Annotated in this window: 8 protein-coding genes and 1 pseudogene; 8 read left to right on the top strand and 1 reads right to left on the bottom strand. The window is 34.0% G+C overall.

What is annotated here, in order from left to right; genetic code table 11:
• Positions 1-97: pseudogene (locus FNW52_RS10360) on the bottom strand (IS1595 family transposase); the annotation flags it as partial.
• 436 nt (positions 98-533) lie between these two features.
• Between FNW52_RS10360 and FNW52_RS10365 the strand changes: the two are divergent.
• The 8 genes from FNW52_RS10365 (at position 534) to FNW52_RS10400 (ending at position 17,679) form a co-directional block, all read left to right on the top strand.
• Positions 534-2,591 (top strand): fibronectin type III domain-containing protein, encoded by a 2,058-nt coding sequence (locus tag FNW52_RS10365; RefSeq protein ID WP_143377400.1) that lies wholly within the window; start codon positions 534-536, stop codon positions 2,589-2,591.
• A gap of 4 nt (positions 2,592-2,595) precedes the next feature.
• Positions 2,596-7,842 (top strand): T9SS type A sorting domain-containing protein, encoded by a 5,247-nt coding sequence (locus tag FNW52_RS10370; RefSeq protein ID WP_143377401.1) that lies wholly within the window; start codon positions 2,596-2,598, stop codon positions 7,840-7,842.
• Between the two features lie 3 nt (positions 7,843-7,845).
• Positions 7,846-13,002, top strand: coding sequence for a fibronectin type III domain-containing protein (locus FNW52_RS10375; RefSeq protein WP_143377402.1), 5,157 nt, complete (start codon positions 7,846-7,848; stop codon positions 13,000-13,002).
• On the top strand, positions 12,999-13,520 hold the full coding sequence (locus FNW52_RS10380) for a hypothetical protein (protein WP_143377403.1): 522 nt from the start codon (positions 12,999-13,001) through the stop codon (positions 13,518-13,520). Before FNW52_RS10375 ends, FNW52_RS10380 begins: the two co-directional genes overlap by 4 nt.
• A 4-nt stretch (positions 13,521-13,524) precedes the next feature.
• Entirely contained in the window at positions 13,525-14,265 is a 741-nt protein-coding gene (locus FNW52_RS10385) for a deaminase domain-containing protein (protein ID WP_143377404.1), read from the top strand.
• Positions 14,252-14,491: a hypothetical protein gene (locus tag FNW52_RS10390; RefSeq protein WP_143377405.1), complete on the top strand. Its 240-nt coding sequence runs from the start codon at positions 14,252-14,254 to the stop codon at positions 14,489-14,491. The genes FNW52_RS10385 and FNW52_RS10390 overlap by 14 nt, the downstream gene beginning before the upstream one ends.
• Before the next feature lie 301 nt (positions 14,492-14,792).
• The gene (locus tag FNW52_RS10395) at positions 14,793-16,295 is read left to right on the top strand and encodes a hypothetical protein (protein ID WP_143377406.1); all 1,503 of its coding nucleotides are present in this window, start codon (positions 14,793-14,795) and stop codon (positions 16,293-16,295) included.
• A gap of 58 nt (positions 16,296-16,353) precedes the next feature.
• Positions 16,354-17,679 (top strand): IPT/TIG domain-containing protein, encoded by a 1,326-nt coding sequence (locus tag FNW52_RS10400; protein WP_143377407.1) that lies wholly within the window; start codon positions 16,354-16,356, stop codon positions 17,677-17,679.
• Positions 17,680-17,749 lie beyond the last annotated feature (70 nt).

Consider the following 17,749-nt stretch of genomic DNA (forward strand, 5'->3'; position numbering starts at 1 on the left):
CGACCATTTGATATTTGAGAGGTATTCTCTACAATCTTGATCGCTAGTGAAGCGTTCAGTAAACTCTATGAGGTTTTAGACCTTTGAATATTTCCATTTTTCCTATGTTTTATAAGACTTTAAAGATATGAAATTAAATGCCTACCTCAAATCTTCTTTATTGTTACTTTTTGAAATTGCCCGTGCTTTAGCTCTTCTGTATGAACCCATTTGTCATTTTCATTCCAAATTTCTACGCCAGAATCTGTTTTATTTTCAAGAGTGAGATTTTTATTTTTTATATTTGAAATATCACTAAAAGTGGGTATTGTGTATGTGGAAATGAAGGCTTATTATTGCGCGTTTATATTATTGAAGTAATAACAATACAAAATTTAAGTTAATAGATCTATAATTTGGAAGATAAGACTTTGAAAAATTAAAAGATAGGTGTTTCTGTACTACTATTATTGGTTTCTTTTTACAGCATTAAAAATATTATTAATTAAACATTAAAGAGTAATTCTATTGCTTTTTAAATAAACTCCTTTCGATTGAAAATAAAATTACTTTTTTTATTAATTATTTCGTCCTCATTAGGTTATACTCAGACAAGCAGCGTAAAGGTAAATGCTAGAGCCCAGAAAGATAAAATTTTAATTCGTTGGGCAATAGATACACCAAGTGAGTGGAAAAAAGCTCATAAAACAGGTTTTATAGTCACTCGTTTTACTGTTCTGAGAAACGGGCAAATACTTCCTAAACCAGAAAAACTACTGTTAACACCAAAACCTTTGCTTCCAGAACCATTAGATTCTTGGATGGATTTAGCTCAAAAAGACAATTATGCTGCCATAATTGCGCAATCTATCTATGGAGAAAATTTTGAGGTAAGCGGGGCCAAAGAAGGAGCCTTGTCCAAAATAGTCAACATGGCGGAGGAATTGGATCAGCGTTATACTTTCGCGCTTTACGCTGCCGATATGAGTTTTGAGGGAGCCTTAAAAGCGGGTTGGGGCTTGGTGGATAACAATGTAAAACCAAATGAGGTTTATACGTACCAAGTTAGTGTTTTTGAAAATCCTAAAGTAAAGTCGGCTTCTTTTGCTATTGGGCTTAAAAATTATGGCGCTTTGCCAGAGCCAACGGATTTTGTAGCTGTTCCCGATGATAAAAAAATATTACTTTCTTGGGATTATGAAACTTTCAAAACTATTTATTCATCGTTTATGGTCGAAAAATCTTCGGATGGAGTAAATTTTACTCCAATATCCAAGACTCCGCTTGTCAATATGAATGATAAGGTAGATCATCCTTCTAGAACGATGTATTATATTGATACGTTGAGTGTAAATGACAAAATGTATCAGTATCGACTTTATGGTATAAGTTCTTTTGGCGAAAAAGGACAAATGACAAAACCCATAGCGGCAAAAGGGATTGCAGCTTTAGTTACCGCTGCTAGATTGATAGACTACCATATAGAAAATTCGAATAGTGTAAGTTTGGAATGGGAATACCCAAAAGAAGCAGAAGAACCTATTCAAAGTTTTGAAATCAATTTGGCCGAAAAAGACAAAGGACCTTATAAAGTGGTTTCGACAGGTTTACTTCCTTCGGATAGAAAATTTGAATGTAAGAAACTGTTTCCATCCAATTATTTTACAGTAACAGTGGTAGGCAAGAATAATCAGCGTCTAACTTCCCAAAGTATGTTGGTACAGCCTATCGATTCTATTGCGCCGTCTAAACCTATGGGATTAGAAGGAACAATAGACAGTTTAGGAGTAGTTCGATTAAAGTGGAAAGTAAATGAAGAACGGGATTTGTTGGGATATAGAATATTGAAAGCCAATAATAAAGACGAGGAGTTTGTAGATATTTACCAGAAATCGTATGTAGGGAATGACTACGTGGATAATACCATTAGTTTGAAGATGTCGAACAGCAAAGTGTATTACCGTATTGCTGCAGAAGACAAACGATTTAATATTTCAGAACCATCCGAAATACTGGTTTTAGAAAAGCCCGATAAAATACCACCAGCCGCTCCTATTTTTAAAGATTATGATACTAAAGATGGAAAAGTATTTCTGAAATGGATACGAAGTTATAGCGATGATGTAGTGAGCTACAGTTTGAGAAGAAGAGAAAAGGGGCAAGAAAAATGGGAAGAACTCAAACAGATAAACGACACTATACAAGAGTTTATTGATGACAAAACAGAAAATAGAAAGATTTACCAATATGCTATTTTGGCCAAAGACAAAAGTAATTTATGGTCTTCACTAGATCATTCTACGATTACGGTAACGGTTCTTGATTTTACTCCAGTAAAAACAATCCCTTTTTTACAAGGTTTACCAGACAGGGAAAATAAAAAAATTACTTTGAGTTGGGATTATATAAAAAACAAGGACAAAGTAGTTGGTTTGAGTATTTATAAAAATATAAAAGGAGAAGCTCCCGCTTTATGGAAAGAGCTTTCTGGAGATGTTTTTACACTGGAAGATCACGATTTAAAAATAAACATAGAATACGAATATCATTTTAGCCCAACACTACAAAGCAACAGTCCTGCCAAAGTGGAAAGCATAACCGTAATATATTAAGATTATGAGAAAAATTTACTTTTTGCTTTTATTGGTTTATGGTTTTGGTTTTGGACAGGCTAACCTGTCGGGTACAGCGCGTTATCATCTGAGTATTACAGGATATATGGGAAGGGGAAATGATGGATGTGGTGATATTGATGGATTACGAAATATAAGTTTTAAATATATAAACAATTCTGGTTTTTCTACCTTTTGGGATGGAAGAGTTATTGATAATTCTATTAATCATAGTATAGATTATTATGAGAACAATAAGATAACAGATATTTTAATCCATAAAATAATTCGATGGAAAAATTGGGCAGGAAATTGTGATGGAGGACCATCCGATAGGGATAATAATATAAGCATTACTCCTGATTTTTCTCATTTTTTTGGCGATGTCGGTGATGGTTTACGTGGTCTTAGCATCACATCAACGCCAATTATTGATTTAAAAAATTCTCAACTTGCAAATAACATTTTAGGAACTGATAGTCCATTAAAAATTTCTACAATTGATGGTGTTGCAGCTGAATTTTTTCAATGGGAATATTATATATTAGGAGATGATACCCCATATACTGTTTGGGTTCCTGATCCAGATTGTGAGGGAGGTTCTCCAATTCTTTTGAATGCTAGAATTATTGATCCGGATTATCCACCGATTGATTGTCCAGATATACCAGAAACGAGTTATAAACCCAATTGGCGTAAATTTCCAGCCCAATATCAAGGAATTAATAGTCTGTCAATTGATTTATGCAAAAATGTTTTTCCTACTTCAGCACTTGGGAAAACTATTACAATAAGAGCTAATAGTAATGCTAAAGGAACTAATTTAATTTTTAAATATAATACTTCGGCTCCACATATTGTTTCTGCAGATCCTGTTCAAACAAAATGTTTCGATAGTAAAGATGGAAGGCTTAAATTAAAAATTAGTAGAAAATTAGTTAGTGGAGAAACATTGACTTGTGCAATAAAGGAAATTCTTACTGATACTGAAGTCTATTCTACTCCTGATGGAGAATCAATTACAATAGGAGATGATTTAACTTATGAAGTTCCATTTGATTTTATGAAAGGAAATTATAATTTCAAACTATTAGGATGGTATAAAAATGCTGAAGGTTACGGAGCTAATACGTATGTGATGGATCCTGAACACCAAGCTAATTTCACAATTAGCTCTCCTACAGCTGTTGGTTTTTCTATTGCAAAGAAAAATGACATTCGTTGTTTTAATGGTAAAGATGGTGAAATTGAGGTTACTGCTTGGGGTGGAACTGATGGAGGAATTTATCAATATTCAACTGATCGTGGTACTACTTGGAGCAATTTCACTAATGGAACGAAGCATACTCTTTCTGGATTATCCCTAGGTTATTGTTATGTAAAAGTAAGAAAGTTAAGAGATGCAAATGATACGGCTGGTTGTATTGCTAAATTACCTAACGAAAGTGTAAAAGAACTCTCTGAAGAGATAAAGCAACCACCTGCTCTTGTTATAATCAGCTATACTTCCTCAGTTGAACCTACTTTTCACGGTGGTGCAAACGGAAAAATTGTTGCTTCTATAACTGGAGGTACCCTAATTAATGGAAACTCTTACACGTATCAATGGAAAAGAGACGATGTAATAGTGGATCAAAGTAAAAGCTCGACAGAATTTAGTGGAGGAATATATGCTATTACTTTAAATAATATTCCTGCAGGAACCTATACCTTGACCGTTCAAGATAATAATTACAGTACTGCAACTGATAAAGCGGGTTGTACTTTGAATCCTGACCCTCTTGTAACACCTTCTTTTAAAACTGTTTTGGGTGAACCTGATGCAATTGTTATAACATTAACAGAAACACAATCCATTTCATGTAATACCGGTAATTTAGATCCAATTACGGGAAATCCAAGTAAATTGTCGGACGGAGTTATAACAGCTTTAGTTAAGGGAGGAGTTCCATTGGCAATAAATGATAATAATGGACTACTATATTATTATACTTGGTCAAAGCTAAATGCAATTACAAATCAATGGGAAGTTTTGACAGATTTTACAGGAGTATCTGCTACTTCTCTTTCTAAAGGAAGTTATTCCTTGAATGTTAAAGATAAAAAAGGAATTACACAAGGAACTTATAATACTACAGAATTAGTAACTGCAATTCCTACTGAGAAAACCCTTGTAGAACCTATCCCATTAGGATTAACATTTGCAACAGAAAATATTTCTTGCCATAATGGAAATAACGGTACGGCTACGGCTAATGTTTCAGGGGGAACGGGAGGTTATCATTATAAATGGTCTACCGGTGCTACGACCCAAACAATTAATGGATTAAATGCTAATGATGGAAATGAGTATTATGTAACAATTACAGATGATAAAGGATGTAGTACACAAGGTGGCATATTAATAACAGAACCTGCATCACCAGTTTCTTTGAACTACACTACAGTTACAAACCCTACCTTTTCAGGGGCCACTAACGGAAGAATTGTGGTGGAAGTTATAGGTGGAACTCCAAAAGATGATAATTCTTATGGATATGTTTGGAAAAACAAAGCGAATGCAACCCTAGCAACTACTTCTCAATTTATTAATGGAAAATTTTCCATTACATTAAATGGTGTTCCTGCTGACGAGTATTTTTTAACCGTTTGGGACAAAAATTATGATGTTTTAAAGGCAGGTCAAGTTGTGAATTGTTCTGTGTTGAATTCAAGCAAAATATTAGAACAACCCAAACCGCTTGTAGTAACCTTTGAAGTGGTACGAACTATTTCGTGTAATGCAAGTAATGAATTTGGTAGCACAAAAGATACGGCTCCTGCAGACGGAAAACGCGATGAATCACAAGACGGAATTCTTGTTGCACACGTTACGGGAGGAATTCAACTATTAACGGGAGATAATAATGGATTGCCTTATTTTTTCTATTGGAAAAAACAACAACCCAACGGGATTTGGGTTGCTTGGGACGACCAAGATGAAACAGCAGAACATCTTTCTCAAGGGAATTATGCTTTGAATATAATAGACAGAAACGGAATTGTATTGGGTAGCTATGGTGTAAATAATGAATTAATTACTGCAAAAGATAGTATTCAATTCATGAAAGAACCTAGTCTTTTTGATGTAAGCATTGCCAAAGGAGATGTGTATTGCAACGGCGGAAATGACGGTTGGGCTACAGCTACTGTTGTTGGAGGCACTACTCCATATCAATATGATTGGTCTAATGGAGAAACGATTTCCGAAAATACGGTACTGAAAGCAGGCGACTATTCGATTGTAATTAATGACTATAAAAAATGTATTGCCAAAGATAAAGTTACCATATTAGAGCCTATAGATCCTATTACATTGAATTATACCGATGTTATCAACCCTACCTTCTACAAAGCAACCAACGGAAAAATTGTGGTTGAAGTAAAAGGAGGAACTCCATTTGCTAATAAATCCTACGGGTACGAATGGAAAAATAGTGCGGGCAACCTTCAAACTGCCACTTCTCAAGTTATAAATGGAGTTTATACACTCACTTTAAATGGTCTTGCAGAGGATGTTTATACCTTAACTATTAAAGATGCAAATTATAATCTAGCTACCAATAAAATAGGGTGTACTATCATAAACTCACAAAAAACACTAGACGATCCCGATCCTATTGTTGTAACATTTGAGGTAAAACGGACTATTTCCTGTAATGTTTCCAATGAATTTGGAAACGAAATAGACAGAACCCCAAAGGACGGACAACGAGACGAATCGCAAGACGGAATTCTAGTGGCGCATGTTTCAGGCGGAATACCTTTAACCGCTGATCAAAATAATGGACTGCCTTATTTCTATACTTGGAAAAAACAAGTAGTCAATAAATCTTGGATTTCTTGGAACGACCATGACGAAACTGCCGAAAATCTTTCGAACGGGATTTATGCCTTAAACATTGAAGATAAAAACGGAATAAAACTGGGTACTTATGTCAATAATCTACTGACTACAGAAATAGATGTTACTCAAGCTATGCCAGAACCACCGAAATTAGAGGTGACATTCACAAAGTTTGATGTGGGTTGCACTGTTGGAAACGATGGATGGGCCAAAGCCAATGTTACTGGAGGAACAGCTCCTTATACGTACCAATGGACCAACGAAGGGACTACCGATAAAATAGAGAACTTAACGACTAATAATTATTTTGTAATCATAACCGATGCAAAAGGTTGTAGTGTACAAGGCAGTGTTTTTGTAGGAGATCCAAACGGAATCATAGCTACCGAAACGACTAAAAACCCAACCTGTTTTCAAGGAAATGACGGAACGATCAACTTGGATGTAAAGGGAGGGAATTTACCCTATACCTATAAATGGAATACGGGTGCTACTACCAAAGATGTGAACCAACTCAAAGCGGGTAATTATGAGGTTGCCATTACTTGTCCGGATTGTTGTGTGTATAAAAAGTATTTTACCCTAAAAGATCCCGCCCCAATTGTTGTGAATCTTGGTTCCAACAGGACTTTGTGTAATGCGCAAAGTCTAGACTTAGATGCTACTATTCTAGATACAAAGGCGCAGTATAGTTGGACAGCGACCAATGGATTCACTGCCAATACGCCAAAAGTGAACTTGACCAAAGCGGGTATTTATCATGTGAAAGTAACTTCGGGACTGGGGTGTATTGGAGAAGATGATATTGAAATAAAAACCAATAATATCGACATTAACTCGGAGTTTTTCTTGAGTTCTCAAGCTTATCTCGATGAGGAAGTAATTCTGGTAAATGCCAGTAATCCTTTTGGCGAAAATACCCAATGGATCCTACCCGATAATGTGAATGTAGTTGAACAAAAGGAAAAATTCATAACACTAAAATTTAACAAAACAGGCGTTTATACTATTGCATTGAAGCAAACCCAAGGCGACTGTTATGCGCTTTATTCAAAAAATATAAGTGTAGAGCCTAGAAGTACTTTGCCTAATGCCACAACTACAAATACTCATTTTATATCTGATTTTATTGTTTCGCCAAATCCCAACGATGGTAATTTTAATGCTCTTATTAATCTAGAAAGCAATAGTCCTATAAATTTAAGATTGTTTTCCTATAATGGGCAATATACTTTGGTACAAAAAAAGGATTCCGGAAAGAAAAATTATGCAGTCGGGTTTAATGTAAAATTGGCATCAGGAGTGTATGTTTTGGTATTGGAAACAGCACAACAAACCTTAGTTAAAAAAATTAGCATCTATTAAAAAATGAAGAACTTTTTCAAAAATATAATTTTACTTATTTTACTCATCCAGTGCTCCCCCTTCGGGGGTTGGGGGAATGTCTACGCCCAGTTATACCCTGTGCAGTTAACTCCCGTATTTAATAGTCCGTACAGTGTCAAGCTATCCGATTATGCCACGAGTATGGATACCAAGATGCAACTTCTCATTAACCCAACGGATATTTCGATAAACAACAGACAGGTACGCCTAAAATTGTCTATTCAGGGCAATGGAATCAATGCACAAAGTAGTGCTTTTATACAAGGACAAAATCCGATTTTTATCAACGGAGGCGAATTGCAAACGCTTACCAATGTAGATATTGCGGCACTTTTTAGACTGGAGAATTTAGAGGGAATTTCGGCTGTACAATATTCCAATCCGTTGCCCGAAGGGATGTACAACTTTTGTTTTGAGATGTATGATTTTATAACCAATCAAAAAATATCCCAAAAGAGTTGTTCGATGTTGTATTTAATACTCAACGACCCTCCATTATTGAATACCCCACAGCGCAATGAACAGATTGCCGCCAATGATTTCCCTAATATTCTCTTTACCTGGACGCCTCGCCAAATCAATGCGACCAATGTGTCCTACACCTATGAATTAAAAGAATTACTAGATCCTAATTTAGACCCGCAATATGGATTCCTAATGGCACCGTTGTTGTATCAAGAAACCGATCTGCACAGTACGGCATTAGTTTACGATTTAGGCAAACCCAATTTGGTTCCCGGTAAACGGTATGCATGGCGTGTAAGAGCCGTTTCTACCAGTGGACTTTCTGAAAATTCAGTATTTAAGAACGATGGCTATAGTGAGGTCTTTCCTTTTAAATATACGGGCTATTGTTTAGCTCCCACTTTTTTATTAAGCGAAGCCCAAGGACCGAAAAGTGTTAAAATCAGTTGGCAAGGCGTTCCAGAACACACTCGTTATCAGTTGCAATACAAGAAACAGGATGTTGCCAATGCACAGTGGTTCTCGGTTTATAGCCAGAATACCCAGAGTTTGCTTACTGATTTAGAAGCAGGAGTAACCTATCAGTTTAGAGTGGGTTCGAGTTGTGATCCTGTAACAGGAGGGCGACAATCGTTTACCTATTCTGGAATCAATACGTTTATCACCCCCACACAGACTAATAGTGTAGCCGCCTATAATTGCGGAATCACGCCAAAGATTTCGATACAAAACCAAAAGCCGATAGACAACCTAATCGAAAGCGAAACGTTTACAGCTGGTGATTTTCCTGTAACGATTTTAGAATTAGAAGGTCACGGTCCTTATTCTGGAAAAGGGTATATCATCGTGCCTTATCTAGCGGACACTAAAATTGCGGTAGAGTTTAAGAATATAACCATCAACACTGATTATCAATTGATAAACGGGATTGTAGAAACGAGTTATAATCCGAATTGGAAGAATGTTACCGATATAGAAGATTTTACAGGAGAAGGTCAAGGCGGACAAATAGAGGAAACAGTTCCTTTTGGGATTGCTAGTGTTAGTATTGATAAAAATGGAGACATTGTAGTAAACGGTAAGAATAATGAACAAATTATAATACCAGGAGGTAAAGACACTGTTATTATTGGTAAAGTAGGCGAAAATGGAGAGCCTGCAAAAGTATATACAGTAGATAGTAATGGTACAATTAGTGGGCCTACTGATTTGGCAACAGGAGGAAAATCAACCCCTGAAAATACGGACGGTGTAGATAAAAGTGGTCAAGCTACGGCCTATACTGCCAAGGGTATAACTATTCAATTTACGGGTAATGGAAGCAAATACGCTTTTGATGTAATGCCTGAGAACGCACCAAAGGATGTTCAAAAATTATATGTAAAAGTTGGTTCAACACCCTTGCCGTATAAAGCTGTCCTTAACGGCGACAGTGATACTTTATTGGCCTCGGTAACCCTTACGGATACTGCTATAAAACGCGAAGACATAGTTTTTAAAACTCAAAATGGAGCATTAGTAGAGTCTAAGAAAGATGGCAGTGGTTTCGTTCTTACCGTAAAAGGAAATCAGACATATGCCGAAGAGCAAATACTAGCCACTATCAAACAAGGCGACAAGTGGAAAGTAATTGGCGCATTTATGTTGGTGCATATTTCTTCGAAAGAAGTTAATGTTTCATTAGTTCCAACAGATGTAGCTTCGCAAACAAAGCTTGATGATGTAATAAAAAATTCACAAGCAATTTACAACAAGGTCGGTGTAAAAGTAAACTTTAAAAAAGAGAACATTCTTGACATAAGCAGTGTAGTTTCTGGCAACAGCATTCAAACCGAAAAGAATACTCTTACCTCTACTTACAGCACGGATCAACAAAAAATAAATGGATTGTTTCAAGGAACTGGAGCATCAAGTTATGTGCTTTTTGTAACAGATAAGACCTCAAGTACAGGACAACAAGGGTATATGCGATTGAATGGTCAGTTTGGATATGTTTTTAAATCTGCAGTTCAAAAAACTCCTGCACATGAATTAGGTCACGGAATTTTTAAATTAGAACATCCTTTTGAACTTTACAAAACAGCTGAAAAAAGTACTGATTTATTAATGGATTATAATGATGGAACTGTTTTGAATCATCAGGATTGGAAACAAATTAATGATCCTGCTTTTAAATTGTATGCATTTCAGAGTCAATCTAGTGGGGAGTTTGCACTAGCTCAATTAACCCCTAATTGGGAACCATTCACTTATGAAGATTCAAATACTTATGTAAGCTTCAATAGAAGTAGTCCTTCATTGAATGGTACGGTACAGGGGATATATTTGAATGATATTGTATATAAATGGAATTCAACCAAAAATAATTATTTTAGAGAAGGTTCAATTGAACCATTAAAAATTAAAATAATTGATAAGCCAAATCCTGATTTAGTTGTACAATTATTTTGGATGAGAGATAAATGTGGATATGATGAAAGATACAGCTCTAAGTGGAGCTACCTTTCTGATAAAAAAGGATTTAATATAGATGATGTCAAAGAAAAGGGCTATGTGACTTTCAATGACAGAATTCCATGTAAAGTAGAGGGTGTTAATCAAGGAAGTGATTCAGCAGATACGAATTGCGATGGTAAAGATATTGCAATTTTAAATAAACAGAAAGAAGATATTGTTGCTCTTATAAAAACTGCTGATATTGACGTAGTAACTAAGAAAATAAATGAAGTTGATATTTGTGCTGTTAGAAAACTCACATATGACCAAATTGAGAGTTTGGTCATTAAAATTTCATCGTTAAAAGATATAGATGACGAACACGAAAAAGCTTTATTGAGGCTAATGAATAGTGTAAAAGAAGAGAAATATGGCTCTTTATATGATTTATTAGAAAATGGTAATAACAAATTAATAAAGCATTACATTGATGAATTTACTGATCACTCTATAAATCCTTTTGATGGTGATAATTATACATCATTAAATAGGATGTTATTAAAAATGTATCAGTCTAATCCTAAAGCATGGATTGACAGAATGCCTGCTAGTGATTTGCCAGAATATTTTGTAGACAAATATTTTACAAAGCCAACAGTAAAAATACTTTCCCTGAATGATTTGATTTCAGGTACCTCTGAAATATATGAGCAAGGTTTTCAATATAATCCAGATAGTGGAAAAATAAGAATAACTCACACCGCCACAGCAATTCAAGCCGTAGTGGGTAATGGTACTGGTGCATACTATGCTCCAGTAGGTATACCACGAATAATCAGTACAATAGAAGTGGATCCACTTACTCCTGTAATGATTGATTTTAATGATGATTTACAGGTGATAGAAATCGCTTTGAATAATGCAGGATATCAGAAAGGTCAGGAGATTGTTATACCAGCATTATTTTTAAAATTTGGTTTAGATAAATTGAAAAGTAATACTATTCAAAAGTCCTCTTTACTCGCATTAAATGGATTGACAATAGTAACGGGTGTGCCTACAATTATTCAAGGAGCAACTCTAACTAAACGTTTATGGGCACTTGCAGAAGTAGCAGGAGCGGCAGGAGATATAGCTGCAAATACAGAATATGTTCAAAAAAATTATCCTAAATTAACTACCGCTACCAATGTTTTTAATGGCGCTATGGGAGTTGTTGGGTTAAAAAATTTGATAACAAATACTGGAATTAGAAGTTTTGCAAAAAATTTACCCTCTCAGGTAAAACAAGCTTTTAATGATAGTAAAGAGATAAAATCAATACTTGCAGCTAAATATCTAGATTGGAAAATTGCCGTTACAGAGATTATAGACCTAAAACCTCTTGAACAAGAGCTTATTATTAAACAAGAAAAAGTTTGGAAAGTTCTTGGATTTGCTGACAAGCTGGGTGACATGATTTATAAAAATGTAAAATATGAAAATTTCACAAATACTGTTAGTGATTTTGCAAATGGAGCTAAATCAGAAATAGCACAACAAGCTTACATATTGTGGGGAGAAAATAAATGGGATGAACTCTACAATTTATTCAGGAATAATAAGCTAAACGATTGGAATGGTATTAACTGGCCTCCATACAGTGGTTTTGCAAAAATAAATGAAATAATTACCGCAAAAAATTACAAATTTAGAATAGATAGATTCCAAAAAGAATCGAGTTTAGGAGGAGGATTTGGAAGTCCTATTTTGAAAAATTCTGAAGGAATAGATAATTTGGCTTATACTTATGATTCAAGAATGTTAAGTGATAAAATTAGTGAAGGATCATATTATTTTATTTTCCAAATGACTGATAAGGCTGTTGATGTAGACCTTAAAATAGGTGATGTAGCACCTTGGTTCAACAAGCAAATGAATCTAGCGGGAGAACAAATCGAATTTTCAAAAAAACTGCATACTCTGGATCCCACCTACTTTAAAAATTTAGAAGCTAAAGTCTTTTTTAATGGTAAATGGAGAAACTGCGTTGTAGAAGGAAAAGGAGTAATAACTGAATTGCAGGTAGCGTTTAATAAATTACCAATTGATGTTTCTGATGATTTGGTAGATTATATAAATTCTTCTTCCAAGGTTCTTTCAGACTTCAAAGAAGCTCAAAAAGCTGGGAAATTAGATGAGATGGTAGCATCGTTTGAGATTTTCAGAAAAAATAATATTAAGAAACCATGTTTATGAAATTAGATAGTCAACACTCGTATAAAGCTTTAAAAAGTAACACGGAAATTCTTGCTACAGAATTAGAGGAACTTAATTATGGCAGAATGTTTTGGAAATTCGATTTTCTTATCGATAACCAAAAAATTAATAACCCATTATTAGAATGTGAATTCGAAGGACTTTTTGTAGATCTGACCCATTTTAAAATGGAATCGGAAAACGGAAAATATATTTACATACCAAAATATAATCCTGTAATATACAATATAGAGTCTAAAGATTTTAAGGAGTATAAATCCCCCATTGAACCACAAAATAATGGTTTTGTGAGAAATTATTTTTTTGATTCTAATTTAATTATACTTCATGAAAGAAGTGTTTATAAAATCAATTTAGAAAATGGGGATACTACAAATACTGCTTTTGAATTTGGAAGTGTTGTATTGAATAATATTCATTTATTAGATGGACGGTTTATGCTGGTATATAAAAATCTAAAAAACTATGAAGATGAAGAACAAGAAATTAAATTGTAGTATAATGAAAAGAATAATAACCTTATTTCTTGTTTTCTATTCACTTCTCTCTTTTGCGCAATGTCCTCTTAATTTATTGGCCGATGATTTATCAAAGACCAATAAAGAATTTAAAGAGTTCGTTAATGAGAGCTCTGGTTTCAGAGCTTGGCAAATTTTAGAAAAAGAAGCTCCAGCACTTCGCACAGACATTAGTGAGCTGAACTTGGTTTCTAAAAATTTAGACGCTATTGAAAAAGCTGGTGGATATACAAAGTGGAAAAGTTTACAAAGCGGAGCAAGACAAAGCTGGAATGGGGCTACTAATATATTTAAAGCAACGACAGATGAGATTGCAGAAGCTACTGCTAAAATTAAGAATCATAGATTGGCACAAAATGCAGGCACTAATGGGAACTATGGTTATCTAGAAGGAAAAATAGGAACCATTAATAAGAATGGAGAATTGATTAGAAGCGGAGAACCAGATAAAATTAATGAAATATTTGAAGCTTTAAAGGTTAACCCGCAACAAGAAATAGGCGGTACCAATTCTTGGCTAAGAAATACAGATAGTGAATATAAAATGCTAAATAGATTGGCAAATGAATTAAATGGTGTAAAAGGAAAAACATATAAGGAAATAACCGGAGAACTTAAAATTGCTTCTGAAAGACCTTATTGCCCTTCATGTCAAGGCGTCATTCAACAATTCAACGAGATGTATCCAAATGCAAAACTAATATTAATTGATGGAATCAAATAAAATAAAAATAGCTACAGGGAATCCTACTATAGTAAAAAACATTATAGGCGATTTTAATAAAAAATATAAAACTGATTTCACAATTGAATCAATTGAGGATTGGGATGGAGTTGAATTTGTATTTGTAAATATAAACTCTGCCTCATTAGATGAGATTTATCTTTTAGGTTTTTTTCATGGAATGGAAATTCAAGAGCTTCGTCAAAAAGGTGAAATAGATTGGTAAAATAATCTTATGAAACAATTATTAGAAAATTTAGAAAATATCAATTCGAGAGAAGCAAAACTCGGATATATATAATTTTGGTTCTTTCATAAACGATAGCCCGAATTAGCAATCCGTACCCACACAGTACATTGACAAAATGAGAAAATGAGAAAAAAGAATGATTAAAATATTGGACTTGATAATTGTAATTGACACTTATTGTAAATCCGCTATAGGAATACAAAAGGTTATAAAAAAGAAAGAACTTTTAAGAATGAATTATTAATAAAAAAATAATAAACCCCAAAATCGAATTTATATGAAAAGGATAGTATTGACAGCAGTAGCTGTATTAATTAGTATTTGCGCTTTTTCCCAAAAAATTAAGATAGATAAAGGGCAAGTTTTGTTGGATGGAATACCAATAGCAAAAGTTGAATCTCCAGTTATTAAAGAATATAAAATTTCAAATCTTGATGGTACTAATTCCATAATGGCTTATATGAGAATTGGAAACCCATATACTTTTATAGAACTCAATAATGAAGCTATAAACAAAAGCAACGAGATGAATTTTGTAAAATATTCGCCGTTCAATGTTGACAGGAGTATAATTCAAACTTTATTTTCGAAAGGATTAATGACCGCAAATGGAATTGACATAGAAAAAGTGAACGCTTTCCTGAACGAAGCGCCGTCGGGTTTGGCTGCAAAATATGGATATGTTAAAGAGGAGGTTCTTGATGCCGAAGCCCAAATTGCTAATAGCTACCAATTAAGCGTTGATGATAACGGTGCAATTTATAGTCAAAAGGTAATGAAAGAAAATCAAGCCTTGACAGCAAATAGTATCCCTGCAGTTCAGCAAATGGATAATGGTTCGAATGGGATTATTGGGTATGTAAAAGTGACTTTAAAAAACGGATCGATAGATAAATACGAAATCACCGATTTGGATAATTATCTAATAGGATCTTGGTTTGTGTATCAAGGTAGCGTATCAGGATATGATAAATTTTTGAATCAAGAATTAATCACATTTAACAAAAAAGTATTTGTCGTTAAGCTGGATAATAGTATTGTTCCAACAGATTATAGGATGAGTAAAGATGCCACGGCGATGAATGTAGTGAGAAAATTAATTGGGAACGGGTATACTTTACAACATCAAGGAAGCATTGCAGCAACGGAGATGAGAGCAGAACAAATTGAAAAATCTATAGCCAATAGAAAAGCGACTATATTGAATTCAAAAAATATTTATAATAAGAATGGTTATGTGATAAATGAAAAAGGTGAGAAAAGAATAGGCACAATAACAGCCGAATTTGAATCTACAAAAGATTATTCCAACCAAATTACAGATATTGGTGTCTATGGCAAAACTGTGGTTTTAAAATTTATCGACGAAAAAGGACAAGGCAAAACAGAAATTTTTAAATCAAAAAATGGAATTCGATTTTGTATTGAAAAGGAAGGTAAAGAGGAATGTTATTTCGGATTAAAAACCATCGGAAACAGTATGGCTGCAGCAGAAAGTATTGGTTCTTTAAGCTTTGATTCTACTAATTTTTATAAAATTCTATATGAGAATACGGGATATTTAGTTCTAGTAAACCCAATTGTTCCATCGGATTTTATTATAAAAATTCCAAATCAAGAAAAGGGATTGTATACCAATAATTCAAGTATTGAAAAAGTAAAGAAAAATGTAACTGAATATGCAAAGTGCGATGCATTCGTATTTGATAATTATGATTTTAAAACATTGGATGGTCTCATTAAAGTTTTAGAAGATTACAAAAAAAATTGCGTAAAATAAAAAATTAGTATAAACGAGATTGCACATGAGAAAAGTGTAATCTAAAATTGAAATTGAAATGAAAATAAAAAAAAGAATTGCCTTATTAATTGTTTTACAAATTACCCTTTTATTCAACAGTTGTAGCTCAGATTCAGGAGATGCCCAAGTTGTGGTTACACCTCAAGTACCTGTAGTGATAAATACCACTATAAAATCGTATTCAAAAGATTACGGAACCACAGGAGAAACAATAACCATGACAGGTGAGAATTTCTCTACCAAAATGAGCGAGATAAAAATAACCTTTGATGGAGTTGCGGCTACAATCCTTTCAGCTACAGCAACCGAGATAGCGTTTACCTTGCCCGCTACAGAAAAATTATTGCCCAAGTTGGTTGTAACCATAGAGAACAGAACAGTCACAAATGCTGTAAAAAACAATTATGACAAGTGCATTGGTATTTTGCCAATACCTACTGTTGGAGCTTGGTTTACTATTGATAATGGAATGAAAAGTGATTTAGGAATCCCTCATATTCAAATACTAAGTGATAAAATTTTGTATTATAATACAAATAATACTGGCGCTTCTGTTGTTAGAACATTGGATGGTGGGATTACTTGGAAAAGCTGGGCTCTAAACGGTTTTAAGGCTGGGTTTCATGCGACCATAAATGATGAGGGATGGAGTAATACAGGCTTTGGTTATTCAAAAATAGCGGTAGGAGGATATACAGGTATAGATACATTTACCAATTTTGGGAACGCTACAGTAGAAACTTCATATTGTATTTATGTAGATGCTAATATGAAAGACGGAACAATTGTCACGCAAGTTGGAAAGGTCTTTAGTACAACAAATGGAGCTGATTTTGCAAAAGTTTATGAGACAATAGGAGACAGAACTAATCTTTTTCAATCAACAGTAATTGACAATGACCATATTTGGGCAATTGGTTATAAAAGTATAAAAGATGTGGATGGCTTTACTGCAGATCGACCTTTTATTTTATTCAAAAATAATACAACGGATGGCTGGAAAGAATATCCTTTTATCAAAGAAGCTGGAGGAAATTTTGCAAGGGAAATTTGTTTTGTAGATGCGTCAACTGGTTTCCTTTTAATAAATAACTATTCAACTTTAGATGTTAAGCTATTTAAAACAAACAATGGAGGTGATTCTTGGTCGCAAATTTATAATGGAGAAAAGTTTACCAAATTTGCTTTCAAAGATGCTAACATAGGTTGGGCTATTTTGGATAATAAAATCTACAAAACCACAAATGGAGGTGTAGCTTGGACATTAGACTACACCCATGATCAACCTATTAGAAACATAGCGTACAAAAACAACGTAGTTTGGGCTATTTCTAATGATAAAATAATCAAACGCTATTTGTAATTATTTACCCTTAGAATAAAATGAAATTAAAAAACACTACATCCAAACAGGATGTAGTGTTCAAAAAAAT

Source organism: Flavobacterium sp. ZT3R18 (assembly GCF_007097385.1).
GTDB lineage: Bacteria > Bacteroidota > Bacteroidia > Flavobacteriales > Flavobacteriaceae > Flavobacterium.

Bases quoted from the DNA above. Each gene is read 5' to 3' on its own strand.
- FNW52_RS10370 (WP_143377401.1), top strand. From the start codon at position 2,596: ATGAGAAAAATTTACTTTTTGCTTTTATTGGTTTATGGTTTTGGTTTT.
- FNW52_RS10375 (WP_143377402.1), top strand. From the start codon at position 7,846: ATGAAGAACTTTTTCAAAAATATAATTTTACTTATTTTACTCATCCAG.
- FNW52_RS10380 (WP_143377403.1), top strand. From the start codon at position 12,999: ATGAAATTAGATAGTCAACACTCGTATAAAGCTTTAAAAAGTAACACG.
- FNW52_RS10385 (WP_143377404.1), top strand. From the start codon at position 13,525: ATGAAAAGAATAATAACCTTATTTCTTGTTTTCTATTCACTTCTCTCT.
- FNW52_RS10390 (WP_143377405.1), top strand. From the start codon at position 14,252: ATGGAATCAAATAAAATAAAAATAGCTACAGGGAATCCTACTATAGTA.
- FNW52_RS10395 (WP_143377406.1), top strand. From the start codon at position 14,793: ATGAAAAGGATAGTATTGACAGCAGTAGCTGTATTAATTAGTATTTGC.
- FNW52_RS10400 (WP_143377407.1), top strand. From the start codon at position 16,354: ATGAAAATAAAAAAAAGAATTGCCTTATTAATTGTTTTACAAATTACC.